Annotated in this window: 17 protein-coding genes and 1 pseudogene; 11 read left to right on the plus strand and 7 right to left on the minus strand. The window is 70.8% G+C overall.

The features are described 5' to 3' along the window. Positions 1-186: 186 nt before the first annotated feature. Positions 187-1,275 carry a redox-regulated ATPase YchF gene (gene ychF / locus QOM21_RS13440; protein WP_407555661.1) on the minus strand — a complete coding sequence of 363 codons (1,089 nt, stop codon included), beginning with the start codon at positions 1,273-1,275 and terminating at the stop codon, positions 187-189. A gap of 638 nt (positions 1,276-1,913) precedes the next feature. Between ychF and QOM21_RS13445 the strand changes: the two are divergent. Then, positions 1,914-2,132 (plus strand): annotated as a pseudogene (locus tag QOM21_RS13445) (DUF6542 domain-containing protein); the annotation flags it as partial. A gap of 61 nt (positions 2,133-2,193) precedes the next feature. On the opposite strand, the gene ppgK reads toward QOM21_RS13445, so the two are convergent. Both ppgK and QOM21_RS13455 read right to left on the minus strand, forming a co-directional pair. After that, on the minus strand, positions 2,194-3,063 hold the full coding sequence (ppgK, locus tag QOM21_RS13450; RefSeq protein WP_407550132.1) for a polyphosphate--glucose phosphotransferase: 870 nt from the start codon (positions 3,061-3,063) through the stop codon (positions 2,194-2,196). 113 nt (positions 3,064-3,176) lie between these two features. Further along, a complete protein-coding gene (locus tag QOM21_RS13455) occupies positions 3,177-4,208 on the minus strand; it encodes a 4-hydroxy-3-methylbut-2-enyl diphosphate reductase (RefSeq protein WP_407550133.1) in 1,032 nt (343 codons plus the stop codon). A gap of 121 nt (positions 4,209-4,329) precedes the next feature. Here QOM21_RS13455 and QOM21_RS13460 point away from each other — a divergent pair, with 121 nt between their 5' ends. From QOM21_RS13460 to QOM21_RS13475, 4 genes are all read left to right on the plus strand, one after another. After that, on the plus strand, positions 4,330-5,775 hold the full coding sequence (locus QOM21_RS13460; protein WP_407555662.1) for an APC family permease: 1,446 nt from the start codon (positions 4,330-4,332) through the stop codon (positions 5,773-5,775). A gap of 129 nt (positions 5,776-5,904) precedes the next feature. Then, entirely contained in the window at positions 5,905-7,140 is a 1,236-nt protein-coding gene (gene xseA / locus QOM21_RS13465; protein WP_407550134.1) for an exodeoxyribonuclease VII large subunit, read from the plus strand. 10 nt (positions 7,141-7,150) lie between these two features. Further along, entirely contained in the window at positions 7,151-7,447 is a 297-nt protein-coding gene (locus QOM21_RS13470) for an exodeoxyribonuclease VII small subunit (RefSeq protein WP_407550135.1), read from the plus strand. A gap of 365 nt (positions 7,448-7,812) precedes the next feature. Then, positions 7,813-8,406, plus strand: a complete 594-nt coding sequence (locus QOM21_RS13475; RefSeq protein ID WP_407550136.1) for a malonic semialdehyde reductase — start codon at positions 7,813-7,815, stop codon at positions 8,404-8,406. Positions 8,407-8,526: 120 nt separating this feature from the next. Here QOM21_RS13475 and QOM21_RS13480 read toward each other — a convergent pair whose 3' ends face one another. Continuing rightward, entirely contained in the window at positions 8,527-9,063 is a 537-nt protein-coding gene (locus QOM21_RS13480) for a DUF4245 domain-containing protein (RefSeq protein WP_407550137.1), read from the minus strand. A 261-nt stretch (positions 9,064-9,324) separates the two neighbouring features. Between QOM21_RS13480 and glpX the strand changes: the two genes are divergently transcribed. Further along, positions 9,325-10,356, plus strand: coding sequence for a class II fructose-bisphosphatase (glpX, locus tag QOM21_RS13485; RefSeq protein ID WP_393896323.1), 1,032 nt, complete (start codon positions 9,325-9,327; stop codon positions 10,354-10,356). A gap of 99 nt (positions 10,357-10,455) precedes the next feature. Here glpX and QOM21_RS13490 read toward each other — a convergent pair whose 3' ends face one another. Together QOM21_RS13490 and QOM21_RS13495 are read right to left on the minus strand one after the other, a co-directional pair. Beyond that, a complete protein-coding gene (locus QOM21_RS13490) occupies positions 10,456-10,815 on the minus strand; it encodes a WhiB family transcriptional regulator (RefSeq protein ID WP_407550138.1) in 360 nt (119 codons plus the stop codon). Between the two features lie 155 nt (positions 10,816-10,970). After that, complete coding sequence (locus QOM21_RS13495) at positions 10,971-11,753, minus strand: DUF1707 domain-containing protein (RefSeq protein ID WP_407550139.1); 783 nt, start codon at positions 11,751-11,753, stop codon at positions 10,971-10,973. Positions 11,754-11,954: 201 nt separating this feature from the next. Here QOM21_RS13495 and QOM21_RS13500 point away from each other — a divergent pair, with 201 nt between their 5' ends. Continuing rightward, positions 11,955-13,628, plus strand: coding sequence for a fumarate hydratase (locus tag QOM21_RS13500; protein WP_407550140.1), 1,674 nt, complete (start codon positions 11,955-11,957; stop codon positions 13,626-13,628). Positions 13,629-14,233: 605 nt separating this feature from the next. Then, positions 14,234-14,728, plus strand: a complete 495-nt coding sequence (locus tag QOM21_RS13505) for a hypothetical protein (RefSeq protein ID WP_407550141.1) — start codon at positions 14,234-14,236, stop codon at positions 14,726-14,728. Between the two features lie 197 nt (positions 14,729-14,925). On the opposite strand, the gene QOM21_RS13510 is transcribed toward QOM21_RS13505, so the two are convergent. Further along, entirely contained in the window at positions 14,926-15,141 is a 216-nt protein-coding gene (locus tag QOM21_RS13510; RefSeq protein ID WP_407550142.1) for a hypothetical protein, read from the minus strand. 193 nt (positions 15,142-15,334) lie between these two features. Here QOM21_RS13510 and QOM21_RS13515 point away from each other — a divergent pair, with 193 nt between their 5' ends. The 3 genes from QOM21_RS13515 to QOM21_RS13525 are packed head-to-tail and all read left to right on the plus strand — an operon-like array spanning position 15,335 to position 16,657. Further along, entirely contained in the window at positions 15,335-16,186 is an 852-nt protein-coding gene (locus tag QOM21_RS13515) for a Scr1 family TA system antitoxin-like transcriptional regulator (RefSeq protein ID WP_407550143.1), read from the plus strand. Next, positions 16,165-16,383 carry a DUF397 domain-containing protein gene (locus QOM21_RS13520; protein WP_407550144.1) on the plus strand — a complete coding sequence of 73 codons (219 nt, stop codon included), beginning with the start codon at positions 16,165-16,167 and terminating at the stop codon, positions 16,381-16,383. The genes QOM21_RS13515 and QOM21_RS13520 overlap by 22 nt, the downstream gene beginning before the upstream one ends. 55 nt (positions 16,384-16,438) lie before the next feature. Further along, entirely contained in the window at positions 16,439-16,657 is a 219-nt protein-coding gene (locus QOM21_RS13525; RefSeq protein WP_407550145.1) for a DUF397 domain-containing protein, read from the plus strand. Positions 16,658-16,671 lie beyond the last annotated feature (14 nt).

Raw genomic sequence — 16,671 nt, forward strand, 5'->3', positions numbered from 1 at the left:
TCAGCACGGGACAACATCCCGGGGGCCATATGTGCCGGCAGGTGGTCGAATCCGGCCCTCCGAGGCAGCGCCCAGCACCAAAAGCACCGTCGGACCTTCAATGAGCCGCAAAAGGGGCCCATCTTGGATTGACGGACCCCTCTTGACCTGCGACTTCACAGGACAACAATTTAGTTGAAACTTCAATTAAACATTGAAGCGGAACTCCACCACGTCCCCGTCCTGCATCACATATTCCTTGCCTTCCATCCGGGCCTTGCCCGCCGACCGTGCCACCGCGACCGAGCCCGTTTCGACCAGGTCGGCGAAGGAGATGACCTCGGCCTTGATGAAGCCCTTCTGGAAGTCGGTGTGGATCACGCCGGCTGCCTCGGGGGCGGTGGCGCCCTTCTTGATGGTCCAGGCGCGGGTTTCCTTGGGGCCTGCCGTCAGGTACGTCTGGAGGCCCAGGGTGTTGAAGCCGACGTGGGCGAGGGTGGCGAGGCCGGGCTCCTCGGCGCCGACGGACTGGAGGAGCTCCATGGCGTCCTCCTCGTCCAGCTCGGCGAGGTCGGCCTCCAGCTTGGCGTTGAGGAAGATGGCCTCGGCGGGGGCGACCAGGGCGCGCTGCTCGTTCTTGAAGTCCTCGTCGGTCAGCTCGTCCTCGTCGACGTTGAAGACGTAGAGGAAGGGCTTGGTGGTGAGCAGGTGCAGGTCGTGCAGGAGCTCCTCGTTGCCCGAGCCCTGGACGATGCCCGCGGAGAAGAGGGTGTCGCCCTTCTCCAGGATCTCCTTGGCCTCCTCGACCGCCTTGACCTTGGGGGCCACGTCCTTCTTGATCCGCGACTCCTTCTGGAGGCGCGGCAGCACCTTCTCGATGGTCTGGAGGTCGGCGAGGATCAGCTCGGTATTGATCGTCTCGATGTCGTCCTTGGGCGAGACCTTGCCGTCGACGTGGACGACGTTCTCGTCCTTGAAGGCGCGGATGACCTGGCAGATCGCATCGGACTCGCGGATGTTGGCGAGGAACTTGTTGCCCAGGCCCTCACCCTCGGAGGCGCCGCGGACGATGCCCGCGATGTCGACGAAGTCGACGGTCGCCGGGAGCACCTTCTGCGAGCTGAAGATCTCGGCGAGGGTGGCCAGCCGCGGGTCCGGGACACCGACGACGCCGACGTTCGGCTCGATGGTGGCGAACGGGTAGTTGGCCGCCAGCACGTCGTTCTTGGTCAGGGCGTTGAACATGGTCGACTTGCCGACATTCGGCAGACCGACGATTCCGATCGTGAGCGACACGGTGGCGACTTCCCGGTGCGAGGCGGTGAGGGCGGTGAGCGGCTCCCTGAGGGGCCGATCCACCAGTCTACGGGGCGGCCGGCCGACCGCGCCCCGCCCGGGGCCGTACACCGCCGAGCCGGTGGCCGTGGGTCGAACGGAGCGCCAAGCTAGGTGAAAACGCGTGTCCCATAGCCTGTTGATCGCACTTGTCTGCCTACCGTTGGCGAGTGGAGCAACACGAAGCGCGCAGCCCTCAGCCCAGTCCGCAGCGGAGAGGCCGTCCGGCCACGGGTCAGGACGCCCGGCTTCCCCGCCCCACAGACGCCGTCTCGCCCCGACCGGCCGGTCTTCGGCCCGCGGCGCGGGCCGCGAGGCCGTCCGCCGCGCAGGCGTCGGCCCGCGGCCCCGCAAAGGCCGGTGCCCGCGCGCCGACCCGTCCGGCTCCGGGCGGACCCGCGCAGCCGGGCGGACCCGCGCAGCCGGACGGACCCGGTCCGCAGATCGGGGGTGAGACCTCGACGGTCTACCGCGCCCGGCCACGGCACCGCGGCCCGCTGGCTCCGGTGGCCGCCGTGCTGCGCCGGCTGCCGGCGCCCAAGCTCACCGGCCTGGGGTGCTGGCTGCTGGCGACTCTCGCGCTGCTGGCGTTCGCGGCGGTGGACGGGCTGCTGTTCGGCGGCTCGCAGGCCGCGTACGGCGTGTTCTTCATGCTGGTCAGCGCCTGTGCGGCGCTGTGGGTGCGGCCCTACGACCTGATCACCGCGCCGATCGCGCTGCCCATCGCGTTCGTCGTGGGGACGGTGCCGATCCAGCGTGGCAGCCACGGGTTCGGCGGGATGCTGATGGGCGTCTTCACCGTCCTCGCGATGAACGCGGGATGGCTCTACGCCGGCACCGTGCTCTGCGCGCTGCTGGCGCTCTTCCGCAAGGCCCTGATCATCGCCCGCCGTCGGCTCGGCCGGCCGGTGTCCCGACCGCAGGGCGCGGGTCCCGCGGGCCGGGATCCTGGGCGGCAGCCGGCGAAGGGGCGTCCGCAGCGGGTGGCCCGCCAGCCCGGGCGGCGTGCGCAGCCATGGCGGCCCCGACAATCCCCGCGTTGTTCTGAAGCTGCGCCGGTACGATCTCGGCCCTGATGTCCTCCAGCAGGGGCAGGAACTTCTCCGCCTTGCGGCTGACCCCGCCGCCGATCACGAACAGCTCGGGCGAGAAGAGCATCTCCACGTGCGCGAGGTATTTGCGGACGCGGCGTGCCCAGTGCTGCCAGGTCAGGTCCTCGTCCTCCTTGGCCTTGGTGGAGGCGCGCTTCTCGGCGTCGTGACCGCGCAGTTCCAGGTGGCCGAGCTCGGTGTTGGGGACGAGCCGGCCGCCGGTGAAGACGGCGCTGCCGATGCCCGTGCCGAGGGTGAGCACGATGACCGTGCCGCTGCGGCCGCGGCCCGCGCCGTAGCGCATCTCGGCGAGACCCGCGGCGTCCGCGTCGTTGAGGAGGGTGACCGGGCTGCTGCCGGACGCGCCGCCGATCCGGCTGGTGAGCAGGGCGGCGGCGTCGACGCCGATCCAGTGTTTGTCGACATTGGCGGCGGTGCGGGTCGTACCGCCGGTGACCACGCCGGGGAACGTGGCGCCGACCGGGCCCTGCCACCCGAAGTGGTCGACGACCTCCCGGACGCTGTCCGCGACGGCCTCCGGGGTCGCCGGGTGCGGGGTCAGCACCTTGTGGCGCTCCTCCGCGAGGTCGCCGCGCTCCAGATCCACCGGGGCGCCCTTGATGCCTGATCCGCCGATGTCCACACCGAAGACCTTCATGGGAAAAGGCTAGGTCCTGCGGGGCGGATCCGCGTGGAGAACCCGGCGAAGGGCGGCGGGCGGAAGGCCGGCGTGGACCCGGCGGGGCCGGGTCCACGCGAAGCCCGCTGTGCTCAGCCCTCCACGGCCGACCGGGCCTCGGCGCGCAGGTCGCGGCGGAGTTCCTTGGGCAGCGAGAAGGCGATGGACTCCTCGGCGGCCGTGATCGTCTCGACGTCTTCGTAGCCGCGCTGGGCGAGCCAGTCCAGGACGCCGTGGACGAGGATCTCCGGGACGGAGGCGCCGGAGGTGACACCGACCGTGTTCACGCCCTCCAGCCATGCCTCGTCGATCTCCTCGGCGTAGTCGACGAGGTGGGCGTCGCGGGCGCCCGCACCGAGGGCGACCTCGACCAGGCGGACGGAGTTCGAGGAGTTCTTGGAGCCGACGACGATGACGAGGTCGGCCTCCGCGCCCATCTGCTTCACCGCGACCTGGCGGTTCTGGGTGGCGTAGCAGATGTCGTCGCTCGGCGGCGAGAGGAGGTTGGGGTAGCGGCCCTTGAGCGCGCCGACGGTCTCCATGGTCTCGTCGACGGAGAGCGTGGTCTGGGAGAGCCAGACGACCTTCTCCGGGTCGCGGACCTCGACGTTCTGCACGTCGTCGGGGCCGTCGACGATGGTGATGTGCTCGGGGGCCTCGCCGCTGGTGCCGACGACCTCTTCGTGGCCCTCGTGACCGATCAGGAGGATGTCGTAGTCCTCACCGGCGTACCGGACGGCTTCCTTGTGGACCTTGGTGACCAGCGGGCAGGTGGCGTCGATGGTGGCGAGCTTGCCGCGTTTGGCCTCGTCGTGGACGACCGGGGCGACGCCGTGGGCCGAGAAGATGACGATGTTGCCCTCGGGCACCTCTTCGGTCTCCTCGACGAAGATCGCGCCCTTCTTCTCCAGGGTCTTCACGACGTACTTGTTGTGCACGATCTCGTGGCGTACGTAGACGGGCGCGCCGTACTGCTCCAGGGCTTTCTCGACGGCGATCACCGCGCGGTCCACGCCCGCGCAATAGCCACGAGGGGCGGCGAGCAGGACCCGGCGGGTCTCCCCGCGACGCGAAGCGTCTCCGCTCGGATTGGAGGCGGGCGGCGGGCTGGGCGTAGCAGTCATGCGTCCCATCGTACGGCCGTACCTCAACCCCCAAAGATCGCACCGGTGACCGAGACTGAGGAACGTGCCCTGCCCGGCGTCGAACATCCGGGCGGGGCCCGGCACACCAGAGGGAGGCATGATGCCGAGGACGTTCGGCGAGACGGGTGAGGGCGCGGAGGGGCACGGCTCGGGGACCCCCGGCGGGGGCGGGAGCAGCGCCGAGGCCGGATCGCTGCGCCGGACGCTGACGTTCCGGGATCTGATCGTCTACGGGCTGCTGTTCATCGCGCCCATGGCCCCGGTCGGCATCTTCGGCACGCTGCAGGCCAAGTCGCACGGCGCGATCGCGATGGTCTACATCGTCGCGACCGTCGCGATGGCCTTCACCGCCTACTCGTACGCGCAGATGGTGCGGGTCGCCCCGCAGGCCGGATCGGTCTACACCTACGCCCGGGTGGGGCTGGGCCCCGGCCCGGGGTTCATCGCCGGGTGGATGGCGATGCTGGACTACCTGCTGATTCCGGCGGTCGCGTATCTGTTCTCCGGGATCGCCATGCACGCGCTGGTGCCTTCGGTGCACGAATGGGTGTGGACGGCGATCGCGGTGGTGGTGACGACGCTGCTGAACCTGTGGGGGGTACGGACCGCCGCGATCGTCGGGTTCGCGGTGCTCGCGATGGAGATCGCGGTGCTCGCGGTGTTCGTGGTCGCGGCGGTCGTCGAGCTGAGCGCCCATGGGGCGCAGCGCGGCTGGGCGGCGCCGCTGTCGGGCGAGGGCGGCTTCTCGATGAGCGCGGTGCTCGCCGCGGTGTCGGTGGCGGTGCTGTCGTATCTGGGTTTCGACGCGATCGCCTCCTTCGCGGAGGAGGCGAAGGGCGCGCCGGGTTCCGGGCTGCTCGGGTCCGACAGGGTGGCGCGCGCGGTGCTCACCTGCCTCGCGGTGGCCGGCGTGCTGTTCGCGGTGCAGACGTACCTGGCGGCGCTGCTGGCGCCGGTGAGCGCGGCGGAGCTGGCGGCCCACCCCGGGGAGCAGGGCGAAGCCTTCTACACCACGGTCGACTCGGCGGTGGGCGACTGGCTGCACGACCTGGTGGCCGTCAGCAAGGCGATCGGTGCGGCGTTCGCGGCGCTGGCGGGGCAGGCCGCGGCGGGCAGGCTGCTGTTCGCGATGGCCCGGGACCGGCGGCTGCCGGGGGCGATGTCGAAGGTGGACGCGGGCAGCGGGGTGCCGCGCCGGGCCCTGCTGGGCGCGGCCCTGGTGACGCTGGTGGCGGCGGTCTGGGCGGCCCGCAGGGACGACGGGCTGGATCATCTGTCGTCGATCGTGAACGTCGGGGCGCTGACCGCGTTCGCGCTGCTGCACGCGTCGGTGGTCGGCTGGTTCCGGGTGCGCAAGCGGGCCGAGGTGCCGAGCGTGCTGCGGCATGTGGTGGTGCCGGTGCTGGGCTTCGCGGTGGTCGTCGCCGTGATCGTCGAGGCGTCGGCGACGGCGCAGATCGTGGGCGGCGTCTGGTTGGCGGTGGGGCTGGTGGTGCTGGCGGTGCAGTACCGGGGCGAGCGGGAGGCTTCGGGCCCGCCGGTGTGAGGAGAGGCGGGCCGGCGAGTGCGCCGGGCCCGGAGGAGCCGGACCAACGGGTTCGGGCCAAGGGGATCCGGCCGCTGCCGGGCTCGCGGCCGCTGCCCGCTGTCGGTGGCCGCCGATACCCTCGCTCGTATGGCTGTCTCTACGTCCCCGGAAGCGCCGATCCCGGTCGGCGAGGTGTCCCGGCTCATCGGCGGGTGGATCGACCGGCTCGGCGCGGTGTGGGTCGAGGGGCAGATCACCCAGCTCTCCCGGCGGCCCGGCGCGGGCGTCGTCTTCCTGACGCTGCGCGACCCGTCGTACGACATCTCGGTGAGCGTGACGTGCTACCGCCAGGTCTTCGACCGGGTCGCCGAGGTGGTGAGCGAGGGCGCCCGGGTCGTGGTGCACGCCAAGCCCGAGTGGTACGCCCCGCGCGGGCAGCTGTCGCTGCGGGCCGCCGAGATCAAACCGGTCGGCGTCGGTGAACTCCTCGCCCGGCTGGAGCAGTTGAAGAAGTCGCTGGCCGCCGAGGGGCTGTTCGCGGCCGACCGCAAGACGTCACTGCCGTTCCTGCCGCAGCTGATCGGCCTGGTCTGCGGCCGGGCAAGCGCCGCGGAGCGGGACGTCCTGGAGAACGCCAGGCACCGCTGGCCCGCGGTCCGCTTCGAGGTGCGCAATGTGCCGGTCCAGGGGGTGCACGCCGTGCCGCAGGTGATCGAGGCGGTCCAGGAGCTGGACGCGCACCCCGAGGTGGACGTGATCATCGTGGCGCGTGGTGGCGGCAGCGTGGAGGACCTGCTGCCGTTCTCCGACGAACAGCTCGTCCGGGCGGTGGCCGCGGCCCGCACCCCCGTCGTCTCCGCGATCGGGCACGAACCGGACAGCCCGCTGCTGGACCTGGTCGCCGACCTGCGCGCGTCCACCCCGACCGACGCCGCCAAGAAGGTCGTGCCGGACGTGGGCGAGGAGCTGGCCCGGGTCGCGCAACTGCGCGAGCGGGCACTGCGCGCGGTCCGCGGCTTCGTGGAGCGCGAGGAGCGGGGGCTCGCCGCGGCCCTGCACCGGCCGTCGATGCAGCAGCCCCGGCGCATGGTCGAGGAGCGCGAGGAGCAGGTCACGGCGCTGCTGGAGCGGGGCAGGCGGACGCTGGGGCACCTGCTGGACCGCGCGGACTCCGAGCTGGCGCACACCCTGGCAAGGGTGGTCGCGCTCTCCCCGAAGGCGACGCTGGAGCGGGGGTATGCCGTGCTCCAGAAGCCGGACGGGGCGGCCGTGCGCTCCCCGGAGGAGGTCGGGGCGGACGAGGAGTTGCGGGCCAGGGTGGCCGAGGGCGAGTTCCGGGTGCGGGTGGACGGCGTTCCTGGCGCTGTCACACCCCCCGCATAGGGTGGGAGACATGGCGAAGGCGAAGACGGACGGCATGGCGGACGCCGAGCGCGGGGCTGCGGCCGGCGCGGAGACCGAGGTGGCCGCCGTGGACTCCACGCTCGGCTACGAGCAGGCGCGGGACGAACTCATCGAGGTGGTCCGCAGCCTGGAGGCGGGCGGTACGACCCTGGAGGAGTCCCTCGCACTGTGGGAGCGCGGCGAGGAGCTGGCGAAGGTCTGCCGGCGCTGGCTGGACGGCGCCCGGGCCCGGCTGGACGCGGCACTTGCGGAGTCCCCGGAGGGGGCGGACGCGCAGCGTGGGTAGCGCGGCGGGCGGGTTAGCTCAGCGGGCGCGTGCCGCCGGGAGACCGGTGCCCGGTGGCCTCCGGGGCGCCGAATCCGGAACGTACCGGCGCGCCGGCCGAGCCGCCGCTGCGGCGACGGCACAGGCGGCGCACGGCACAGGCGGCGCACGGCAGACGCCGACCCGAGGCCACGGGCGTCCCGAGCCCGGCCCGGAATGCGCCCCTCGCCCGTCTCGCCCTCCTCACCCCTATCGCCCCATGTGAACCGACTCACACTTCCCAGGTTTTAGTTGAATGTTCACACATTTTCGCTACAGTGATTCACGTAGCCCCCTCAGGCTCGTCGAAGAACCTGAACCCCAGCCGACTCACCGAGGTGCCCTTTATGTCTCTCGCCCTTGACGCCGCCGCTCAGGACCTCCTCTTCCGCGAGGCCCAGACCGCCAACACGTTCACGGACGAGCCGGTGACGGACGAGCAGGTCCAGGCCATCTACGACCTGGTGAAGTACGCCCCGACCGCCTTCAACCAGTCGCCGCTGCGGATCACCCTGGTCCGCTCCGAGGACGCCCGCCGCCGCCTGGTCGAGCACGCCATGGGCGCCAACGGCCCCAAGACGCAGTCCGCCCCGCTGACCGCGATCCTCTCGGTGGACCTGGACTTCCACGAGCACCTGCCGCGCCTCTTCCCCGCCGCCCCCGGCGTCAAGGACGCGTTCTTCTCCGAGCTCGCCGCCCGTGAGGCCGCCGGCACCCAGAACGCCACCCTGCAGGCCGGCTACTTCATCGTCGGCGTGCGCGCCGCCGGCCTGGCCGCGGGCCCGATGACCGGCTTCGACTTCACCGGCATCGACAAGGAGTTCTTCGGCGACGGCAAGCAGAAGTCCTTCCTCGTCATCAACATCGGCAAGCCGGGCGCCGACGCCTTCTTCCCGCGCTCGCCGCGCCTGGAGTTCGACGAGGCCGTCAGCACCGTCTGAACCGTCCCGCGCGACTCCCCGTACGACGACGAGGCCGCCGCACCCCTCACGGGTGCGGCGGCCTCGTCGTATGCGTATCTCCTGCCGGGACGTCCGGATCCCGCCAGGGACCGTCGCCTCTCAGCCCTTCTTCGCCTCCAGGGAGGCGGCCAGCTCCGCGAGCCTGCCGTACGGCGCGGTGCCGGTGACGACCGTGGTCACACCCGGCTCGGTACGGACCAGGGCGTTGTACTTCTCGCCCTTGTAGCGGTCCCACTTCGCGCTGCCCACGGCCTGCTTGCCCGCGGCCTTCGTCGCGCCCAGGGTGACCTTCTTGACGAACTCCTTGGCGGGCGCGTCGCTCTGCTCGATCGCGGCGTACTCCTGCTCGGGGTCCAGCATGCCCAGGTGCCAGGCGCCGCCCTTGCCGTCGTTGCTCGCCTCGTACGAGACGGAGGTGGCGCGCCACGTCTTGGGGAGCCCCTTGGGCACCGCGACCGGGTACGGCGCCGCGCGCCGGGCCGTGATGGCCTCGACGCGGTAGTCGACGGTCCGGACCGCGTTCTTCTCGGCGGTCCGGCTGTCGTCGTGCGGGATGAACACATAGATCGCCCCGACGAGAGCGCCGATCACCGCCAGCGACAGGACCATGTCCCGCACCGTTTGCCTACCTCGCATACCTGCCACGCCCCTATGGTCCCCCATGCCTCCGACGCGTCGGACGGGCCCCCCGGAGACCGCCGTCACACCGCCGCCCCGGCCGCGCCCCGGCCCCGCCGCAGGCAGCCCGCGCACGGCCGCCACCAGCCCGTTCGGCCCGCCGTGCGGGGCCCGCGGCGCCGCTCATGCGAAGGGCCCCCTGCTCATTTTCGTGACGTACCGATAAAGTCATGACCACCCTCACTTCCACGGCCGTCGCCGTACAGAAAGGTGCGCTCGATGACCGAGCATCATCTCCCGCCTCCCCTCGAGGTCAGCCCCGAGGCTCCGGATCGCAACCTCGCCCTGGAGCTGGTCCGGGTGACCGAGGCCGGCGCCATGGCCTCGGGCCGCTGGGTCGGCCGGGGTGACAAGAACGGCGCGGACGGCGCTGCGGTCAAGGCCATGCGCGCCCTGATCCACACCGTTTCGATGAACGGCGTCGTGGTCATCGGGGAGGGCGAGAAGGACAACGCCCCGATGCTCTACAACGGTGAGCGTGTCGGCGACGGGACGGGCGCGGAGTGCGACGTCGCCGTGGACCCGGTGGACGGCACGACGCTGACCGCCAAGGGCATGGCCAACGCCGTGTCCGTGATGGCTGTCGCCGAGCGCGGCACGATGTTCGACCCGTCCGCGGTCTTCTACATGGACAAGCTCGCCACCGGCCCCGAAGCCGCCGACTACGTCGACATCAACGCCCCGGTGGCGGTGAACATCCGCCGGATCGCCAAGGCCAAGCGATCCGCCGTCGAGGACGTCACCGTCGTCATCCTGGACCGGCCGCGCCACGACGGACTGGTCAAGGAGGTCCGGGAGGCCGGCGCCCGGATCAAGTTCATCTCCGACGGCGACGTCGCGGGCGCGATCATGGCGGCCCGCGAGGGCACCGGCGTGGACCTGCTGCTGGGCATCGGCGGCACCCCCGAGGGCATCATCGCGGCGTGTGCCCTCAAGTGCCTGGGCGGCACCCTCCAGGCCAAGCTGTGGCCGAAGGACGACGAGGAGCGCGGGCGCGCCCTCGACGCCGGCCACGACCTCGACAAGGTGCTGCAGATCGAGGACCTGGTCAGCGGCGACAACGTCTTCTTCGTCGCCACCGGCATCACCGACGGCGACCTGCTGCGCGGTGTCCGCTACCGCGCCGAGAACGCCTACACCCAGTCGCTGGTGATGCGTTCCAAGTCGGGCACCATCCGCCAGATCGACTCCCAGCACCGGCTGTCGAAGCTCCGCGCGTACAGCTCGGTGGACTTCGAGCGCCCCAGCTGACGCACCGGCGGGGCCACCACCCCGCCGGACACAACACTTCGCCCCCGACGGAGGTCTCCGTCGGGGGCGAAGTGTGTGAGCCGAAGCCGTTCGGCGCCGTCAGCCCACCGCGGGCATGTGGGCGGCTCGCTGGAGCTCGGTCTCCCGGCGCCGCCGCCGGGCGAGCACGACCCGGCGCTCGGCGGCGGTCAGGCCGCCCCAGACGCCGTACGGCTCGGGCTGGAGCAGCGCGTGCTCCCGGCACTCGACCATCACCGGACAACGGGCGCACACGCGTTTCGCGGCCTCTTCCCTGGCCAGTCGCGCGGCGGTCGGTTCCTTGGACGGGGCGAAGAACAGCCCGGCTTCGTCCCGACGGCACACCGCCTCCGAATGCCAGGGGCCGGCGTCGTCGCGAGCGGCAACTCGCTGGGCCGGCACGACGGCGGCATCCTGCAGGGGCTGATGCGGTAGCAGCACGGTCTACTCCTGACGACGGCTTCGGCGAGAAAATCACCCTTGCCCGTCTCGCTGCGCACGGCTTTTCGCACCCCGCAGCCGTACGAGAGACGATGCACCAGCCCTACCCGCTGTACGCACGCTTATGCACACGGTGGCCGCCGGAGAAAGCCGTCTCAGTCCTCGCGGTCCTTACGGAAGCGGTCGCGGCGTCCGTGGAGGTCGTGGTGCAGCCGGGCGCGCCGGTCGAGGCGCTGCTCGCGGAGCCGGTCACGCAGATCACGCAGCAGGGCGCCGCGCTTCGGCTTCGCCTCCACGCTGCCCAGCAGGGCGAAGCCGTTGACCTGCACCTGCGGGGCGTCGGCCTCGGCCGCGTCGTGCGTCTCCACCTCGAAGGCGCCCAGCACGCCGGAGCCGCTGCTGCGCAGCGTGATGTTCTCCGGGACCCGGATCTCGACGCTGCCCAGGATGGCGGTGACGGTGATCTGGACCTGCTGCTGAGGGAAGACCGCCTCGGTGAGATCGATCTCCACACTGCCGAAGATTGCCACGGCGTTGATCCGCGCGGGGACCTGCCAGCGACCCTTGCGGACGGAGGCGCTGAAGACCGCGACCAGGTTCTGGTCCGGGACCGGAGGGCCGGCGGCGTACGCCCCCGAGGCGGGGCGCGGACCGCTGTCGGCCGCCACCGGCAGGTCGCGTACGACGGGCTCCAGCTCGCCCATCGTCTTGGCGCGGTAGACCAGGTCGATCCGCTCGGCGTGCTCCTCGGCGTCCAGCCTGCCCTCGGCCAGCGCCTCGCGCAGGATGCCGGCGATGCGGTCGCGGTCCGCGTCGGACGCGCGGATCTCGGCCTCGGCCACGGGCCTGGACGGTTGCGCCGGCTGCCGGTCGCGCTTTTCGAGCGGAACGGGCGGGGTCGCGGAGCCGGGCTCCGGGGTGTCGTCAGCAGCGTTCACGGCAGCAGCCTACCGAAACGCGATAGATCGCGACAGGGTGTGGCGCGACGGGACTCGCACCCCGGGGCGCCCCGGGCGCGACCCGGTCCGCCGCCAACTGAGCCTTACCTCACAGCGGCGTCCGGGCGCCAGGGTTCTACCCTGGTCAGGCGCTGCCGTAGATGCCAGCCGAGACCCCTCCAAGTAAGGAATGACTCCGAAATGCCGGAATTCGCCTACACCGACCTGCTCCCCACCGGCGAGGACAACACCCCGTACCGCCTGGTCACTTCGGAGGGCGTGAGCACCTTCGAGGCCGACGGCCGCACGTTCCTCAAGGTCGACCCGGAGGCGCTGCGCAAGCTGGCGGCCGAGGCGATGCACGACATTTCGCACTACCTGCGCCCCACCCACCTCGCCCAGCTCCGCAAGATCCTGGACGACCCCGAGGCCAGCGCCAACGACCGCTTCGTCGCGCTCGACCTGCTGAAGAACGCCAACATCGCCGCGGCGGGTGTGCTGCCCATGTGCCAGGACACCGGCACCGCGATCGTGATGGGCAAGCGCGGCCAGCACGTGCTCACCGAGGGCGGCGACGAGGAAGCCCTCTCGCGCGGCATCTACGACGCCTACACCCAGCTCAACCTGCGCTACTCGCAGATGGCCCCGCTGACGATGTGGGACGAGAAGAACACCGGCTCCAACCTGCCGGCCCAGATCGAGCTGTACGCGACCGACGGCGGCGCCTACAAGTTCCTCTTCATGGCCAAGGGCGGCGGCTCGGCGAACAAGTCGTTCCTCTTCCAGGAGACCAAGGCGGTCCTCAACGAGACCTCCATGATGAAGTTCCTGGAGCAGAAGATCCGCTCGCTCGGCACGGCCGCCTGCCCGCCGTACCACCTGGCCATCGTCGTCGGCGGCACCAGCGCCGAGTACGCGATGAAGACCGCCAAGTACGCCTCCGCCCACTACCTGGACGAGCTGCCGGCGGAGGGCTCCCCCACCGGCCACGGCTTCCGGGACAAGGAGCTGGAGGAGAAGGTCTTCGAGCTGACGCAGAAGATCGGCATCGGCGCCCAGTTCGGCGGCAAGTACTTCTGCCACGACGTCCGCGTCGTCCGGCTCCCGCGCCACGGCGCGTCCTGCCCGGTCGCGATCGCCGTCTCCTGCTCCGCCGACCGCCAGGCCGTCGCGAAGATCACCGCCGAGGGCGTCTTCCTGGAGCAGCTGGAGACCGACCCGGCGCGGTTCCTCCCGGAGACCACCGAGGAGGAGCTGACCGAGGGCGCGGGACCCGACCTCAACGCGGTCGCCATCGACCTCAACCGCCCGATGGACGACGTGCTCGCCGAGCTGACCAAGCACCCGGTGAAGACCCGCCTGTCCCTCACCGGCACCCTGGTCGTCGCCCGCGACATCGCGCACGCCAAGATCAAGGAACGCCTGGACGCCGGCGACGACATGCCGCAGTACCTCAAGGACCACCCGGTCTACTACGCGGGCCCGGCCAAGACCCCCGAGGGCTACGCCTCCGGCTCCTTCGGCCCGACCACCGCGGGCCGGATGGACGCCTACGTCGAGCAGTTCCAGGCTGCCGGCGGCTCCAAGGTCATGCTCGCCAAGGGCAACCGCTCGCAGCAGGTCACCGAGGCATGCGGCAAGCACGGCGGCTTCTACCTGGGCTCCATCGGCGGCCCGGCCGCGCGGCTGGCCCAGGACTGCATCAAGAAGGTCGAGGTCCTGGAGTACGAGGAGCTCGGCATGGAGGCCGTCTGGCGGATCGAGGTCGAGGACTTCCCGGCCTTCATCGTCGTCGACGACAAGGGCAACGACTTCTTCCAGGACCCGGCGCCCGCCCCGACGTTCACCAGCATCCCCGTGCGGCAGGGCAACTGACCGTCCGAGCGTCCGAGAGCCCCTGGCGTGCCGCCGGGGGCTCTCCCCGTTCCACCTCCCCGCGCCGTGCGCGTCATGTCACCGACTGGCGCGCCTCCGGGTCAGGGGCCACCGGCGGCTCCTTGCCGTCGCCGAAGAACTCTTTCTTCTTGTGCACCCGGACGACATTCGCCCCCTCCCGGTCCATGCCGTCGATGAATTCCAGGTTGAGCGCCGCCGCAGAAAAGGCAGCGATATCCCGATTCTCAACGAAGTACGGAATATCTTCCGGGAATTACATGACCCCTCCCCCGACCAGCTGCGGAAACCACACCCACAGCCCCGGCCGACCAATACCGTCCGGCCGACACGCCCCAACTACCGTCCATCCCGACGATGTTCGGCACCCCTCGGCGCGAACGTCCATGACCGTGAGGTGCGCACGACGCTGACCGGGAAGTGCCCGCGGCAGCCGTATCCGCCCCGTGCTCGGCGGGCACCCGTCATGTGTCGGAGAATCTCTTTCGACCACGAAGTCGAAGAGAACGGCATGCCCCATGGCACACCCGAACCGGCCGAGGACTCCCCCACCGGACCGAACTGAACTGCCGTCAGGCGAAGGAGCAATGGTCGGACTCTTCTGGGCCGACGCCGACGGGTGCTGGCTGGGTGCCCCTGCCGGGGCCGGAGGGTCCGCGGTGCGGCTGACCGATGACGGCCTGCTGGCCGTCGGCGAGGTCCGCGACGCGTGGCGCTGGTCGCAGGTGAGCCAGGTGTCCGTGCCCGACGCGCCCTCCCGGTCGCACCTGAGGCGCCGTATGCGGAAGGCGGCCGATCTGGCGGCCACTGCCTCCGGGTTCGGCGGGCCCGAGGCCGCGCCACGGATGACGGTGCGCGTCACCCACGCGGAGGGCGCGAGCGAATGGCCCGTCTCCTGCGCCGCCGCCGCGGCCTACACCCACCGCGAGGTGGAACTCTCCCACCAACTCCTCGAAGCGTTCGCCTCCGGAGCCCTGCGCCCGTCGCTCATCACCGACTGGTGGCGTACGGCGGACTCCTCCGCGAACCTGAGATCCCTTGCCCGCGAGTCACTCCTGGAGGAGTGGGCGAGCCGCGCCTAGCCCCTCCTGACACGCCTGGTGCCGAGGGCATCGGCAAGGGGGCCAGGCGTGGCTGAGGGCGTACACATCGACCGGTTCACCCGCCACGACATCGACCCGCGCCCGGTCCTCCGTCACGGCGCCGTCGCTCCCCCTGGTGTAAACGCGCAGCGTCATCAGCGAACGCCGCCCCTCCGAGCGCGACTTCCGGTCCGCACTCACCAGGTCACCTCGACGAGCCCGCGCTGTCGCGCCTCGTGGGCGACGTAGTAGGGACGGACGATCGGCGTCGCGTCCCCGTCCACCGACGGTTCGGCGGAGCCGCGCCGACGGGCCGCGCCGACGGGGCGCGGCAGCTGTGGCGGGCCCACGGGCCAAACGAGGACCGTACGGACGGTCACCCGGCAGGTGTGCGGGTCCAGCAGAGCACGCACCCGTTCAAGGCAACGGGCAATAAAATGAACCATGTTGATGCTTCCGAGGTTGGAGTGGCGGCCGAGCCCCGGGGCCGTGGCAGCGGCCGCCGGGGCGATTACCGTGAGTGCCTCGATGATCGCTCTGTGATGACTAGGATCGACAGAGCGTTGCCGTCCCACGCGCAGTCAGGGGACGGGGAGGGACGGACACATGAAGTTCCAGCCGCACGACCTCTCACCGGAGCGCTCAGCACGTGACCTGTTCGGTGCGAGACTCCGCCACCACCGCGAGAAGGCGGACCTGTCCCTGAGGCGTCTCGCCGAGGTGCTGAACTACAGCAAGTCCCATCTGGCCAGGATCGAGCGGGCGGAGTCGCTGCCGTACGACGACCTGCCGTCGAAGCTGGATACGTGCTTCGGCACGGAGGGGCTGTTCGTGAGCCTGTACGAACTCGCCAGGAGGGAACCGTTCCCGGGCAAGTACCGCCGGGTGATGGAGATCGAGAGCCGGGCCGCGGTCATCGAGACGTTCGTGAGCGCCGCTGTGCACGGCTTGCTCCAGACACCGGAGTACGCGGAGCAGTTGATGCGGGGCGTACACCCGCACGCTCCGGACCCGGAGATCGACTCCATGGTGCAGGCCCGGATCAACCGACAGGCACGCCTGGACCACGCCAAGCCGCCCCGCTACTGGTGCATCCTCGGCGAAGCGGTGCTGCGCTGCCCGGTGGGTGGACCCTGGGTCATGCACCACCAGTTGTCGTCCCTGATCGAACGTGGGACGGCGCCGCACATCACCCTTCAGGTGCTTCCGTTCACCGTGGGCCAGCACCCCATGATGCTCGGCGGCTCCCTGGAACTCTTCACAGTGCCCGATGAGCCACCTGTCGCCTACGAAGAGGGCAGCAGGTCCGGAGCGCTCGTCGAGCACCGAGAGGCGGTTGCGGAGAGCCGCGAGTCCTACGATCTGCTCAGGGCCATGGCCCTCTCGCCGCGGGACTCCGAGGCGATGATCCGAGCGGCAATGGAGGACTGGAAGCCATGCGGACCACTGCGGACCTGAACGCCGCCACCTGGCGCAAGAGCAGCTACAGCAACGGCGACGGGGGCACCTGCCTCGAAGTCGTCGACAACTTCCCCGGCCACGTCCCCGTCCGCGACTCCAAACACCCACACGGACCCGCCCTGCTCATCCCCCACGACAGCTGGACGGCCTTCATATCCGGCGTCAGGAGAGGCCACTTTCCGGGCAACTCCTGAAGCCATCCGACGATCTGCGCAGGGCCCCACGGCCCTCTTTGGAGGACTGGACGCCATGCGGACCACTACGGACCTGAGCACCGCCGTCTGGCGCAAGTCCAGCTACAGCAACAACGACGGTGGAGTATGCCTCGAAGTCGTCGACGGCTTCCCCGGCCACGTCCCCGTCCGCGACTCCAAACACCCACACGGACCCACGCTGCTCATCCCCCATGACAGCTGGGTGGCCTTCATATCCGGCGTCAAGACCGGCCGCCTTCCGGGCGACGCCTGACGGCCAGGCCCCCC

The organism is Streptomyces sp. Pv4-95 (assembly GCF_045782725.1).
GTDB lineage: Bacteria > Actinomycetota > Actinomycetes > Streptomycetales > Streptomycetaceae > Streptomyces.